We start from the raw sequence: 14,281 nt of genomic DNA, 5'->3' as shown, positions 1-14,281 counted from the left end.
AGCTACGCTAGGAGGTGACCGTGGAGACAGAATCGAGTCAGCCCGAATTGCACAACTTAAGGAAAGCGGGAGAGATCCAGACCATGCCCGTCGGCGTAGAACCCTTGAAGAACGTATTGCAATTCTTAGGACGGAAAATGCAGTCCTGGTGAGACAGCGAGACCAGCTTTTTGAAGCCCTTTCGGCAATAGCTAACAACTGCCTTCTAAGTGGACTGGATGTGGAGTCGATAATGGCGCCGCTGAGGAACACCCATAAATCTACGTAGCCAGTCTATTGACTACAGATTACGGCATGATCAGCTGAGCTGCCCTAGGATCAGCTTGTACAGGTTTCTAACGACTATACATTACGGTATGGGCTCCATGCTGTGACCCTACAATCAGGTCAGCAGGTAGAGGCAGCTAAGTAAGGTCTGCCCGGTTGGATGGCTGAAGCGGTAGGGCGCGGAACGGTAGCAGAGGAACCCATAGCGAGTTGCAGCATCTCTTCAACCTGGCTTGTGCCTTGCTGACTAATCAGCATCTGCGCTGGTGCCATGCCGCCGAATCGCACCATGGGCTTTGAGAGCCAAAGCTTGGCTTTGTCGGACCCACCAAACACCGCATCGGCCATAGGCGTGGGTATGCGCGACGCGAACGAAGCGATCACTCTTCTCAACTGTCAGGAGCTGATCGCGGTTGATGCGACTCTTTAGCGTTCGCAGTGGGATAAATTGATCGCGTTCGAGCTGCGACACCGTTCCGTCTTCAGTCAACTGCACCAATCGCTATATCACATGATGTGTGACGGTCACGGTTTGATGCAAGAAGTTGACATCTGCATCAATCACCCATAGTGTTTCATCCGTAGCCCTTGAGGCACTTGAGTTCTATCCCCTAGAGGGATCTGCAAAGCCCGGTTAGTGACCGGGCTTTTGCCTTTGTGCGATTCGGGATTGGACGTCAAGGTAAGCGCAAGCCTCATAGCACTTTGCTGTCAGCGGAGCTCTATGAGCCGCGCTGACATCACGTCGAATACCTGCGCCCTTGCCCCCAGGGTTAGCAATCAGCCGTGCTTGGACACATGGTTTGAAGTAGTCAACTCTAAAATCGACCACCCGGCATTCTTGAGTGCCGCCCGCCGCTTTTCGCCTGCGGCTCCCTCCCCCAGTGAGCTCTGACGTATGGCCAGACACAGCATATGAGTCGGTCGGGTCATCCCCACGTACATCAGCATCATGTCCTTCTTGATGCTCTCCTGGGGACGTTTGGTACCTGCTTTTTTGCCTTCAAGGCACGGCATAAGCTTCTGAATGAAGTGGCTTTTCCGGAAGGTCTCTAGAATCAACGTAGCAGCGTGGGTCTTACCCTTTTCCGAATGGATGGATGACATCCGGATATCGACGCCGTCGGCCCCATCCTGGAATCGGTAGGTGTTGACCAGGGATCCTCCGCTCTCTCCGACCTCAGTGGCTGCTGGGGCAGACTCCCAGGCAAGGTATTGGCGGCCTGGGAGGTCAACCGTCACACCCTCGGAGTCATAGAGCACGGCTGCCAGCAGCAAGAGTTTCGGGGATATGACCGTGATCCAATCCTGCTGCGTGATTTCAGACGATACAAACAGGATCTGCTGGAGACACTCGCGGTACTGGGCGAAGGTTTTGATCCTAGTCGCGAGCTTTTCCTCCACTGAGGTTTTGTGTCGGCCTCTCAGTCGCACTGAGCTGTTTGGAAACGCCAACTCGCCGAGATTGATCAGGCACGAGGCCAACAGTTCAACGGCCGAATAGGCTGTGGGCTCCTGCATCGCATAACGCCGCGCGATATGGGCGCCTTCCGCGAACGTGCGGGGCTTGAACGAAGTCTTGGTCGTATCAGACCGATAGGCTGGCCAGTAATGCTCCAGGGCCTTTGGGTACTGGTTCGCTTTGAAGTTCTCAAGCCGGTGCACGGCGCCGACGGCGAACACACCAGCCTTGCGCGTATCCGCTGGTAAATGTTTCAGCACCAGCTTGCCGAATTCGTCCAGCACCCCGGTTGCATCCTTGTCTGGAAAAACGATGATCGTGTTAGGGACGGTGCTGGTTTCGCCGTCAGCCCGAAGTCCTTTCAAGCCATCCGTGATGGGGACATACGCAAAGGGGTTAGCTATCGACGCGATGGCCTGATCAAAGCGGAAGCTGCTCGCGATTTCCAACTGACGTCGCGGGTCAGGGAACGGATCCAGAAGCGCCGTCTTCTTCTCGAAGATTTCCTGATTGGGATCGCCGACGCGGATGAGCCGGACAGCTGGGTCATCATGGGGAAAGATACGTTGAAGCACGCGCGCTTGCTCAGGCTGGGTGTCCTGCATCTCATCGATCAATACGCACGGAAACCGTAGGCGTAAGGCGGCGCCCACACTTTCCTCCTGATCGAGCAAGGCATGGCCCAACACGAACACTTCGTCGAAGCAGAAGTACCCGGCCTTGGCTGCACCACTGAGCGATTTTACCACGCTCTTGTACGTCTCCGTATGTGGTGCAAAACCAATATCTTCATCGCCGAGCGGCTGGTCGAAATCGGCAGACCGGATCCGCAAGCTGAGAAGGGTTTTGAATTTTTTCTCGAAGGCGGTCTGTGCACCTAGATGTTCGCGGTACGTCAGTTCCTTTCGACGGGCTTTATGGGTGGCCTCATCGTCGATTGCCTGCAGCGCGATGCTTTTCGAACGTAACCATGGCAAGGCCAGGAATCGGCCGGTGAAGCCATGAATGGTGTCGATGTAGTGAGGAAAGCGCAGCAGCCGTTGCCCCACCTCTGTACCGCCTAGGCGCTTTTCGATCTCCTCCCGGGCGGCATTGGTGTGCGAGAGCACGCAGATACCCTGCATGCGGCTCTTCCAATGACGAGCCAGGATGGCGAGCTTCGCGACAACCAGAGTCGTCTTCCCACTACCGGGACACGCCGCCACGTCCATGGTATTCATGGACTTCAAGAAGTTGCGACGGGGCTCGTCCAGCGCCTCCAGCCCCATCAACTCAATGACCCAGTCAACATCGGCGTCGGTGATGGGGGCGACCAGTTGGCTGAGCGTCATTTGGCTGCCTCTTCCAAAGAATCCGCAGCTCCTGGGCTTGGCGCGGCGTGTACCGGCGTCCGGTGAACCGGGCTGGTGGCGGTCAAGGCAGAACCACTAGTCGCATATTCAATCGCATGGACAACATAGGTGGGCAGTAGAGCCCGCAGCTTGGTGGCGTCCAGGGTGTGGTCATCGAAGCGCTGGTCAATAAAGTCGATCAGGTGCTGGGCCGCGATTGCTTTTGACGCCCTGTTGAATAGCTTGTAGATCGAAGAGCAACGGGCTTCCTCGGTAGCATGTGCGGCCTGGATCTTATTGAATTCTGTCTGCGCCTTCTTCAGCAAGGTGGCCTTGGTTTCCGTGCCACCATCGATCTTCTCCTCATGGATGGCCAAGTACGCGGCATGATGGACTTCCTTCGAGAGCCCCTTAAATGCCAGGTCGTATTCGAGCGTCCAGTGGTCGGCCACGAACGTTCGCACACATTGCCCATCGCTCTCGGCGCGCTTTTCGCGATGTTCCTTGAGGCCCTTTTCAATTTCCGCCTGGGTGGAGCCAAAGTCTTTCATGGCGCGCCAGCGCCGTTTGGCGATGTCTGGCCACTCCGCCCCCTTCACTCCCTTCAGGCCCCGAATCTCGGGGGCGCAGTCCGGCATCACGTCCATGTCGGTGATACATGCCGTGGGCACGGTGATCTCGCCCTGGGAGGTATCCTTGCGCTGCAGGATCTTTGAGTAGCGCCGCAACCCCACACCGCCCACGTTGATGACCGAAACTCCGTGTTTGGTGAGATCCTTGCCCAGCCGTCGCGCAAGCGAAGGCAGCAGAATGGCTTCCGCATCACCTTCCACGACAAGCAAGCCCTTGGCAAAAAACAGGCCCGCCTTGGTGACGTCCAGGAAGCGACTGAGGAAACGATAATCATCAGGTGCCAAGCAGGTCTGTTCCTCCGCAAGCGAGAAGGCCTGCTGACGCTGCATCAGCACCAAGTTCTGCAGAGGGATTTTCGAGCTCAGATTGGGGCTGTGCGTGGTCAGGATAACTTGAACCGGCCTCAAGCCTGTAGATGGCTGGGCCGCGGCCTCAAGAAACTCCATCAATTGGAGCTGGCGCTGCGGGTGTAGGTGGGCTTCAGGCTCTTCGATGAGCAACAACGGAAGACCGTCAGGCTCTTTACCGAGCAGCAGTAACTCGCAGGCCATGAACAACACGTTGTTGGAACCCAACCCGTAAACGCCCCGAGCCTCACCAGTGGCATGATCCAACAGCCCGAGTTCCAGGCGCTCTAGGATCTGCTTGAGCTTCGCGGGATCAGTTCCGGCCTCCCCGAAACCGATTCGGCTTGTCAGGGGCTGGCCAGCGAGCGATAGCGGGCGTAGGTATGTGTCGTTGATCTCCTTCTGGGCGGAGACAATGGCGGAATGACTGTTCACTAGGTGGCGAAGAAAGTCGCCCATGCCGGCAATGCTCAAGGCTTCAGCGTCAGCGAGGTCAGTTGGGAGCGCCGCGGGGTCGAATGAACTGCCGGCGTCAATATTGGGGAAACTACTCAGTACCTGGGACAGCCGAGAGTTTCTGCCCGGGGACATCTCCCGCTCTGCGTCACGCAGCGGTTTCAGGTATGCGGTGGCCAGCAGTTGCCGTACACCCACGTCCAGAGACGTGCCTTCTCCGTTTTCACCCGAACGAACCGAGATATCGACCCATTTGCGGGTTGAGGCAGAGGCGACGACGCGGCGAGCTGACCAGTGAACGTACAGCCGTCCCACGCCGTCCTTGTAGGTTACGTATTCAGCGAAAGCGCCGAGTTCGGCAGGGCTAAGTCCTTCCAGGGTGCATCTGAGGGTGATGGTTTCCGCCTGAGTGCCATCGCTGGCAATGTGAAAGTCCTCAATCTGCAGTCGAAGATATTCAGCATCCCGGGTTTGCAGAACATAGCGGATCGCATCAATGACGGCGGTTTTACCCGCGTCGTTTTCGCCAACGAGAGCAGTCACCCCTTCATTGAATTGGATATCCAGTGCACCATTGGCATGGCCGAACTGGCGGAAATTCTCGATCCTTAAAGCAGAAAGGTACACAGAGCTGCTCCCATCTTGGTTTTATGGCAGGGAGCGATCTCGTCCAGAGCAAATCTGACTGGCGCCCCCCATCCCTAGGCGTGCCGGCTATATGCCATGAAAGCCAAGCGCAGGCTACCCAATGCCTAAATAAAACCACACCGTAGTGGTCAGCGAGAAATTCAGTCGAACGGTCTTGTCCTTATGTCTGAACCTGCAAGCAAGAGGGGGTGTGCTACCATTGCGCCATCCTTGCCAAGAAGTTCTTTCTGCTCTCAGGTGATCGCCATGGACGACGTAGTAATAACGCATTCCGATGTGTACCAGAGCTGGCAAAACCACCTCTTCAATTTCAGTCTGGATGACCCTAAGACCAAGGCGCCTGGCCTGCGAAAGCCGCAACTAGCAGCGCTTTACGCCACCCTTGGTCATCTGGTGGTCGACCCCTCTACTACGGCTACCGTGGTCATGCCCACGGGTACAGGTAAAACCGACACAATGCTCGCGCTGGTCATCGCTGCGAGAATGAATCGGACACTGATTCTTGTACCGTCGGACGCCCTCAGAACTCAATTGGTGAACAAATGCGCTGAGATGAAGACGCTGCGTACCGTGGGAGCAGTATCAGATACGGCGCGTAATCCTATCGTTACTGCCATCGACTCGAAGATGTCTGAGGCGCAGGTTGCTGAATTGGCTACCGCCAATATCATTGTGGCCACTCCCCAAGCCCTGCAGCTGTTCGACGAGACCGCCTTGGGTGCGCTGGTGAAAATGTGCAGCCACCTGATGATCGATGAGGCACACCACGTCGCGGCGACTAGTTGGAACCGGATAAAGACTGCCTTCAGGGGCAAACCTTGTATTCAGTTCACAGCGACGCCATTCCGGGAGGATGGTCTGGCTCTGACTGGAAAGATCATCTACAACTACCCGCTCCGGGATGCGCAGCTCGATGGATATTTCAAAGGTATCGAGTTTCATCCTGTACGAGAGTACAACCTTAAGCTGTCCGATCAGGCCATTGCAGACAAGGCCGTTGAGCTGCTCAGGGCTGACCTCAAGGCAGGGTACAACCACTTGATGATGGTACGGGCCAAGTCGCACAAGCGTGCGACAGACCTATTTGAGATTTACAAGCAGCACGCAGACTTGACGCCGGTCTTGATCCACAGCAAGGTGCCGAACCAAGCTAGGGTTCTGGCGGAGATCGTCAAGAAAAAGCACCGGATCATCGTCTGTGTCGACATGCTTGGCGAAGGCTTCGATCTGCCCGAGCTCAAAATCGCCGCCATTCATGATCAACACCAAAGCCCTGCGGTGACGCTCCAGTTCATTGGCCGGCTGACGAGGGTAGATGCTGCCCTTGGTGATGCCAAGTTCGTGGCCAACATTGCTAACCAGAAGACCGACCACCAGATGGCAGCCCTCTACAAAGAGAGTGCTGACTGGGGTGCAGTCATTCGCGACGTGAGCGAGCAAAAGGTCAGCCGGGAAGTTGAGAAGGCGGACTTCAACGAGCAGTTTGCCGACGGTGACGATGCCCAAGTGATATTTGGGCTGAACCCGAACCCCAAAATCAGCGCCTTGGCGTATCACGTCTCCCCCACAGACTGGAGACCACAGCGTGCGCATGGCCTGGATGGGCGCAGAGAAACACTGCAGTACATCTCGATCAACGATCAGGCCGATACAGTCATTGCCGTGACTCGACGAGAGACGTTGGTCGGGTGGGCTCAGACCGAAGAAATTTTCGATACCAATTGGATTCTGTACATCGCGTTCTACAACAAGGCGCAGAAAACCCTCTTCGTTCACACTTCGGGTGACGACACTCAAGCGACTCGTTTTCTCAACCTGGTGGCCAAGGACCCGCGTCGCATCAATGGTGAGCCGACCTTCCGTACGCTCCACGATATCAAGCTGATGAAGCTGCAGAACGTTGGCCTATCCCGCGCCCGTAAAGACCTGCGGTTCACGATGCACGTGGGGCGCGATATCAATCAAGTGATCAGCGACATCGAGACGGGCAACGCGACAAAATCCAACATCTTCGCCACCGGTTTTGAGAATGGAGAACGAACCACCGTGGGCTGCTCGCACAAAGGCAAGATCTGGGAGATGAACTCCTCTCCGATCAACTACTGGGTTGAGTGGTGCAAGCGCATGTCGGTCAAACTCAACGACGATACCATCGACCCTGCTGACGTACTCAAAAATGTCATGCGTGTTGAGCAAATCAAGGGCAAGTGGCCAGAAGGCCTGTTCTACGCCGACTGGCCTGTGTCGATTGCGATCGAAAATGAGCAAAGGATCTCGCTTTATTTTCAGGGAGAGACCTTCAACCTTCTCGACGTCGAGCTTGGTAAGCCTGAATACAACGGCGCGCGGACGCTGGATATCCCCGTCTTGGTTGCGGATAACGACGGTGAGGAGCGTCGCCTCACCACGATCGCAATCAAGCTGTTGGAGGACGGATACAAGACCTCCTGCCCTGGCGTGAAGATCCTTTACCCACAGGAAATGCCACTCGACTCCTACTTGGATGGAGAGCCGCTTGTATTGCTCAAGGTCGACGGTTCCATGGTGCAGGGCAACTACCGTCAATACTCGCTCAACAGCGTGGATGTCAAATTACCGGCCGGTTTGCTCGAACCATGGAGTTGGGGGACGACGAAAATCCATCAAGAGTCCATGCGTGCGGAGCGACGTGCGGACTCTGTACAAGGCTTCACCTTCGCCAAGATCGCTGACGAATACTCGATCGTCTTCAATGATGACGGCAAAGGCGAAATCGCTGACCTGGTGGCAATCCGGGAAAGCAAGGACGCGATCTACGTAGACCTCTATCACTGCAAATTCTGCCCAATGACGGATGGCGTGGCCGCGCCCGGGGCGCGCGTCGCCGACGTCTATGAGGTATGCGGTCAGGCGTCCAGATCGGTGAAATGGCTGTACACCGGCGATAAGTTCTTCAACCGACTGATGGATCGCTACCAACAATCACTGCTCAAGGACTTCGACAGAATCCTGAAAGGCACGCCTCAGCAGCTGGAGATACTGCGCAACAAATGCCACGACCACGAGCTGATCTTCAAATTTGTCATCGTGCAACCCGCGATATCAGCGAAGAAGGTTTCGAAGGAGCAGCTTGCCGTCCTGGGCACGAGCTACTCATACATCAAGAGTATCTCGGGATCGGATATCAAGGTCATCGTTAGCCCATAATCAACTTACATCAGGGGAATCGCAACTGACTCCCCTGATGTCATGCCTCCAATACCTACTGTCGTTTATATTCTGGATGCAACAAACCCGATACGCATAGGAATACCATCATCAAACATGGCGAAGAAATGAAGACAGCAGACAACTGGACAGCAAGGTACGAAGACTTCCTGGCTTGCTCTGACCGGCTCACCCAGGAGCTGGACAGGTTTGAACGCCAAATGCGGGCCAACAAGGCAGTGCTCGACCAAGCCGGTCAATACACAGAGCATGTCGACGTGACCAGCAAGCGGATTAGTGAACAGGTCGAGCGAGCGCAGGCGGCGTGGTCAAAGGCGGACGACATGGCGGCCCAAGCGGCCAAGGTTGCTTATTTGTCCGCGTTTGAGGGTGTTAAATCATCTCTAAACACCGTTACGGAAGAACTAGCTCGGTCGGTTCAAGCAAACACTAGGGCTGCAACTCTAGTAAACCAATCGTTCACTCAAACACGAAATTCGATCCTGTTGTTGGGGGGCGCGTTCGTGGTGGTCAGTGGCTTGGCTATCTTTGCCGCCGTATATCTGGCTAGCATCCGACCTTCCCCTACCGATCTTGAAACGAGCCTGAACGCGGCGCGCTTTGAATTGATTTGGAACAACGCCAATAAGCAAGAGCAGATCAGGCTGCGAAAGCTGCTGCAGCGCTCTCCCGAATAGAAACCGATTTCTGATGAGCGATGGTTATGGCAATTAGCCAAAGGTCCGCCCATCACGCGGCTCTCGGGTGATGCCTTGAGTGCGCTTATGCTCATAGGTTTTCTCTCTGATCCTGGGCTCTAACATCAACTGGAGAGCGTCAAGCCCCTGAAATCGACTGTGAGCGTATCTTGCCGGAGTTCGACCATCTCCTGGCAGGTATACACACACCATCCCTTCAATGGAGGAGGCATCGCCCTTTCCCTGTCCTGCAAGCTGCCCTAATTCATCTACATAGCGTTTGAAACGCTCATAGGTTCCGCCCATCAATCGGGATCCAAGAAAGGTATCCAGAAAGGCCTGTGTGCTGATATCCGCGGAGTCGTTCATTTCCAAAGCTGTGTCCATAAAGGGGGCGACATGCACCGCATAACGGTTCAGCAGATCAATCTCTTCCACGATTGGAATCGCAAAGCCGGGTGGTTGATGCCGATGAGTCGTCCCCCAGCAGACAAAATGAAAATCCAGGCAACGACGTAGGAAATCGCTGCGCATCGCGAGTAAGTGAAACAGTTTTTGCCGGAGAGGTTTCTTCGCCTCCGTGCGAATGGCCAAGAAGTTCGCCTTGAATTCAATGAGCGCAAAGCGAGCATTGGCGGCTAACAGATGATCTGCAAAAACGTTGTCCTGAGCTCCGAGCGATGTATTCGCCCACCCGGGGATCAATTCATCAGGTGCTGAAGTAGGAAATCTTGCTTCGAAAGCCCGGGAAAACCGAAGAATAACATTATGTTCCATGTCCCGCTGGGACGGGTCAGTTTCTGCCACTAGGTTCAGTCCTTTTAACTCCCCCTCAATGCTCAGGGGCAATACTTCAGATGGTACCTCGCCCAGGCAAGATGGGCATCAATGGAGTTCGCTGGCGGCCGGGCAACTGAATCACCCCTGGTTTCCTAGACACCTCCGAGCCTCACAGACCGGGCGAGCTCCGGGCTTATGTGAAGATGCACGGAATAGTCATAAAATAACGGCTCAATTACGTTTGCTCCAAACCACAATCCGCTTGGCTTCAGGTTTAACGGCCCCCAAAAAACCCCTTGTAGCAAGTGCTTCGATCAGTCGGCGATCCACATCATGAACCGGGAAATTCACGCGCCTCTTTTTGAGTAAAGCCTGATACTCCTCACCCGCGAGTGGCAACACTTCAGCTACTTCTAGCCAACTGCAGCCCATTGAGAGCGCATGGATCAGTATGTTGATCCGTTGCTCTCTAGAAAGTGCCCCAGCCGGGAGCAGCCTCAGCATCGTCGGAAGGTAGGCCATCGGGAATCGCAATCCATCACGTGTTGCGCGTTCACACACCCTAGCCAATGCTTCAACGGCACCTTCGCATGTGTCATAGGCATCGCCGGGAATGCCCGACCATATCTCGATGTCTTCAGCTGTCGAGCACATTTCTGCCTTGCTCAGCTCAAGGGCCAACGACACCGGTAATGCCGACATGTCCATCTGCTCTCGGGCAAGGCTCCACCGGCGGATGAGGTAGGCGCCTAGATACGTGAACGCATGTTCGGCAATGAACGCCCTGATGTCTTCCCGGTACTCGACCATGTCACTATTAACGAACATGATCCACCGGTTGCGAGGCGTCGCGGTGTCCATGACAACGCCTGGGCTCAACACGACCTTTGAGAGAAGCGTGCGAAGGGTGGCATTGTCGACTTGCGGCGCGCGAATGAGGAAAGTCTGCAAGCCATCGTTGCGATTCGCTTCCTGCCATAATTCTTCAGCCAGGTCTTGAGCGTTGTGCTTGAGGTAATCAACGAATGTAGCTAGTGCTGACTCACCCAAATCGACGAAGTCTTTGGATTCTTTATCAGCTACAAGCGCCCGATTGAAGTACGTCCAAGCCGCATCACCAACAGGGTGAACACGTCCCGCCATCAGGATCTTCGCCCATAACGAGGTCGGTACCGCGTCAAGGTCAGTCACGCTGCAAGTTGTATTTTCGAGCAATACCTCCAGTGTGTAGGGTTCGCTCTGGCAAAGTCCGAACAAGGCCACGAGCGATTCCGGTGTCTCCTCGAGCCCCCCCTCTTGGCTTACGAGCTGCGCCACGAAACCGTCCGGATCCTCCTCGATCATGCTGTCCAGGCCAGTAATTTCCAGCTTGCTGAGACGTTGGTACGTTACCCTATCACTCTGATTACCCGGATCCAGTGCCTGGCAGAGCAATTGCAGCATTTTGAGGTTCAGTGCCAAACACCCCCACTCCACCATTTGCCGCAGGTCTTCAGCCGTGGCACTCGAATCAAGGTTCGAGAATTGCGCCGGCAGCTCCCTGACCCACCTCCATCCGCGCTGGTTGCTCGCAATCTTCGCGGCGACAACCGATGCCTCACGAAGCTCACTGATGGCCTTCCGTAGCCCGCGAGGCTTATCGTCGAGTGTTTGCATCTCCGTGGGTGTCAGAACATCCAGAAGCGAAACGAGGAACTGCTGCCTCAACGTGGGGGCTTTAAACCGATGATGGTTAAGCAGTAAAGGGATGAGGTCGCGGTCTGCGTCATAAATGGCTCTTATGAGCGCCGTGGCGTGCATCCGAGGGGTAATCGATGCAACAGCCTCGGCGAAACGCTCTGTGTAAATATGACCACTTCGAAGGATTAAGCGGAGCTTGTCTTTCCTGGCAGCCGCGTCATCCTTGTGCGTGTGCAGTAGCTCATGGATGAGATCAACCATGATACCGCGCCCGCCATCTACCGACTCCAGATCCAGCTTGCTGACCACAAGCTCCGGATTATGTATTGGGGTAGTTACATCGTACTCCTCACCCCGAACCATTCCCATTATGAGGTTCTTGTCCGACTGGGTGAGTGAGCCTTCGTAGAAATAGCCTAGGTAATCGACATAGTCAGTATCGAAGAAGCCGCGGTGAACTAGGAAGACTATGAGTTCCAACCCTTTCAGACGCTTGGCAACTTCATTGCCGTACCCCATGGATACAATCTGTCGGAAGCCTGCCGTTTTGAGACGCTGCACCTTGCGTCGGTTCGTGTCGAACTGGTCATCCAGCTCATCAAGCGAGGTCTGGAAGTGTTCCAGGCGCTCATCATAACGAGCTGCTTGCAGAGCCTTTTTAGATAGAACGGCTTGTCCGACATCCTGCCAGTGTGAAATCACCATAGGTTGCACGCTTCGGCATGCTACTACTTGGGCGAACACGGGATCAGATACGAAGTCCAATAGCGTAAAGATAGTCCCGCCATCTAGCCGAACGTGGTTTGCAGTGGGTTTACTTCCAAGTTTCAAAATCTCAAACCAGACGGACATTCGCAAATGCTCCACGCTATCGGCTACCTCGTCTTCACGTGCTGCACGCTGATCCTTTAGCGCTTGAGCTTCCGTATCGAGCAAATGTGTTTGAGCTTTTACCCACTTTGCGTAGCCATCAACGACTCCGTAGATCGCGCCTCGCCGCTTGACCAAGTCCGCATAGGCATTAGGGTGCAGGTTTCGAATCGCAACCATGGCAAACAGTTTGTTGGGATCCAGCTCCAGACCGTCCTTGGCCAGTGCATTCGCGTAGACGTCATACTCGTTGACGATATTCTTGATCAGCCGCATTTCGTCGATGTAGTAGGGGCGAATAGAGAAAACGGAAAAAATCGTACGCTAGGGTTTTCCGGGCAGCCTTAGCGGCCGAAACTTCCCGTCCTCCAGCCTGCGGCTCTGCCGCCAGACGTATTTGCCGGTCAGGTTGATGTGTTCCCAGCCCAGCGGCGACAGGTATTGCAGCAGCTCGCCGTCCACCGGTTTGCCGGCCTCGACCAACCCCTGGGTGGCGCGCTCCAGGTACACCGTGTTCCACAGCACGATGGCGGCCGTCACCAGGTTGAGACCGCTGGCCCGGTAGCGCTGTTGCTCGAAACTCCGATCCCTGATTTCCCCAAGGCGGTTGAAGAACACCGCCCTGGCCAGGGAGTTGCGTGCTTCACCCTTGTTCAGACCGGCATGCACGCGGCGGCGCAGTTCGACGCTCTGCAACCAGTCGAGGATGAACAGCGTGCGCTCGATCCGGCCCAGCTCGCGCAGGGCCACGGCCAGGCCGTTCTGGCGTGGATAGCTGCCGAGCTTGCGCAGCATCAGCGAGGCGGTGACGGTGCCCTGCTTGATCGAGCTGGCCTAGCGCAGGATGTCATCCCAGTGGGCGCGGACGTGCTTAATGTTCAGGGTGCCGCCGATCAGCGGGCGCAGCGTCGGGTAGGTGCGCAGTTCCTGGGCGTGCTCGCGGCGAGTCACGTCTCGCTCGCCGTACTTCGGCCAACTCGCCGGGTCGGCCTGAACTTGCTTGGCCACCCATAAGATGACCGGCTCGGGCGGCTCGCTGTCGGTGCCCAACGCATAGCCGGGGTAGCGCAGCAGGCTGAGCTGCACCGCGAAGCCAAGGCGGTTGGCGTCGCGCGTCGCTGGCGGATCAGCGACAGGTCGGAGTCGTTGAAGGTGTAGTAGCGGATCAGGTCATCCTGGCTTTCCGGTAGCGCAAGCAAGGTGTCGCGCTCGGTGGCCGAGAGGATCGAGCGACGCGGCATAAATCAGTCGTCCGTGCGGAGGTACTGGTAGAGGGTTTCACGGCTGATGCCGAACTCGCGGGCGAGCTGCGCCTTCGGCTCGCCGGCAGCGGCCCGCTTCCGCAACGTGATGGCTTGCTCGTCGGAGAGAGCTTTCTTGCGGCCACGGTACGCGCCGCGCTGCTTGGCCAGGGCGATGCCCTCGCGCTGCCGCTCGCGGATCAGGGCGCGCTCGAACTCGGCGAAGGCCCCCATCACCGACAGCATCAGGTTGGCCATCGGCGAGTCCTCGCCGGTGAAGACCAGCCCCTCCTTCAAGAACTCGATCCGCACGCCACGCTGGGTCAGCTTCTGCACCAGGCGGCGCAGGTCATCGAGGTTGCGGGCCAGGCGATCCATGCTGTGCACTACCACGGTGTCCCCTTCGCGGACGAAGCTCAGCAGCGCTTCGAGCTGGGGGCGCTGGGTGTCCTTGCCCGAGGCCTTGTCGGTGAACACCTTGCTCACCTCGGTCTGCTCCAGCTGGCGTTCCGGGTTCTGGTCGAAGCTGCTGACCCGGACGTAACCGATGCGTTGTCCCTGCAAGATGCCTCCATGGGCTGGATGGGCGGCAGGGCTTACGTTGGTTTTGGTTCCATTGCACCCGAAGCCTTGAATTTATCAGGCTGAAATCTAAGACCTTGGCAAGCATGTGTCAAAGAAT

General features: G+C 56.1%; 7 protein-coding genes and 3 pseudogenes. 2 read left to right on the top strand and 8 right to left on the bottom strand.

The features are described from left to right. Positions 1 to 465 precede the first annotated feature (465 nt). The 3 genes and pseudogenes from OZ428_RS34515 to OZ428_RS17035 form a co-directional block, all read right to left on the bottom strand. Positions 466 to 766, bottom strand: a pseudogene (locus OZ428_RS34515) (antitoxin Xre/MbcA/ParS toxin-binding domain-containing protein); the annotation flags it as partial. A 281-nt stretch (positions 767 to 1,047) separates the two neighbouring features. Next, complete coding sequence (locus OZ428_RS17040) at positions 1,048 to 3,060, bottom strand: UvrD-helicase domain-containing protein (RefSeq protein ID WP_269130602.1); 2,013 nt, start codon at positions 3,058 to 3,060, stop codon at positions 1,048 to 1,050. Further along, positions 3,057 to 5,123: an ATP-dependent nuclease gene (locus OZ428_RS17035; RefSeq protein ID WP_269130601.1), complete on the bottom strand. Its 2,067-nt coding sequence runs from the start codon at positions 5,121 to 5,123 to the stop codon at positions 3,057 to 3,059. The genes OZ428_RS17040 and OZ428_RS17035 overlap by 4 nt, the downstream gene beginning before the upstream one ends. Positions 5,124 to 5,390: 267 nt before the next feature. Here OZ428_RS17035 and OZ428_RS17030 point away from each other — a divergent pair, with 267 nt between their 5' ends. Together OZ428_RS17030 and OZ428_RS17025 are read left to right on the top strand one after the other, a co-directional pair. Next, the gene (locus tag OZ428_RS17030) at positions 5,391 to 8,330 is read left to right on the top strand and encodes a DEAD/DEAH box helicase (protein WP_269130600.1); all 2,940 of its coding nucleotides are present in this window, start codon (positions 5,391 to 5,393) and stop codon (positions 8,328 to 8,330) included. A 128-nt stretch (positions 8,331 to 8,458) separates the two neighbouring features. Continuing rightward, positions 8,459 to 9,028 (top strand): hypothetical protein, encoded by a 570-nt coding sequence (locus OZ428_RS17025; RefSeq protein WP_269130599.1) that lies wholly within the window; start codon positions 8,459 to 8,461, stop codon positions 9,026 to 9,028. 33 nt (positions 9,029 to 9,061) lie between these two features. Here OZ428_RS17025 and OZ428_RS17020 read toward each other — a convergent pair whose 3' ends face one another. From OZ428_RS17020 to OZ428_RS17000, 5 genes and pseudogenes are all read right to left on the bottom strand, one after another. Further along, on the bottom strand, positions 9,062 to 9,835 hold the full coding sequence (locus OZ428_RS17020; protein WP_269130598.1) for a hypothetical protein: 774 nt from the start codon (positions 9,833 to 9,835) through the stop codon (positions 9,062 to 9,064). 204 nt (positions 9,836 to 10,039) lie between these two features. Beyond that, entirely contained in the window at positions 10,040 to 12,643 is a 2,604-nt protein-coding gene (locus OZ428_RS17015; RefSeq protein ID WP_330913878.1) for a YobI family P-loop NTPase, read from the bottom strand. Between the two features lie 39 nt (positions 12,644 to 12,682). Beyond that, positions 12,683 to 13,273: pseudogene (locus tag OZ428_RS17010) on the bottom strand (Tn3 family transposase); the annotation flags it as partial. Positions 13,274 to 13,315: 42 nt separating this feature from the next. Next, positions 13,316 to 13,599, bottom strand: a pseudogene (locus OZ428_RS17005) (DUF4158 domain-containing protein); the annotation flags it as partial. 3 nt (positions 13,600 to 13,602) lie between these two features. Then, positions 13,603 to 14,163 carry a recombinase family protein gene (locus tag OZ428_RS17000; RefSeq protein ID WP_009681541.1) on the bottom strand — a complete coding sequence of 187 codons (561 nt, stop codon included), beginning with the start codon at positions 14,161 to 14,163 and terminating at the stop codon, positions 13,603 to 13,605. Between the last annotated feature and the right edge of the window lie 118 nt (positions 14,164 to 14,281).

Origin of the sequence: Pseudomonas sp. GXZC (genome assembly GCF_026967615.1) — a bacterium.
In the GTDB taxonomy this organism is placed as follows: domain Bacteria; phylum Pseudomonadota; class Gammaproteobacteria; order Pseudomonadales; family Pseudomonadaceae; genus Aquipseudomonas; species Aquipseudomonas azotoformans_A.
Note: the sequence above shows the minus strand (reverse complement) of the source record. Positions and strands in the feature narration are given on the sequence as shown.

Coding starts and splice junctions, on each gene's coding strand:
- OZ428_RS17030 (WP_269130600.1), top strand. CDS start 5,391: ATGGACGACGTAGTAATAACGCATTCCGATGTGTACCAGAGCTGGCAA.
- OZ428_RS17040 (WP_269130602.1), bottom strand. CDS start 3,060: ATGACGCTCAGCCAACTGGTCGCCCCCATCACCGACGCCGATGTTGAC.
- OZ428_RS17025 (WP_269130599.1), top strand. CDS start 8,459: ATGAAGACAGCAGACAACTGGACAGCAAGGTACGAAGACTTCCTGGCT.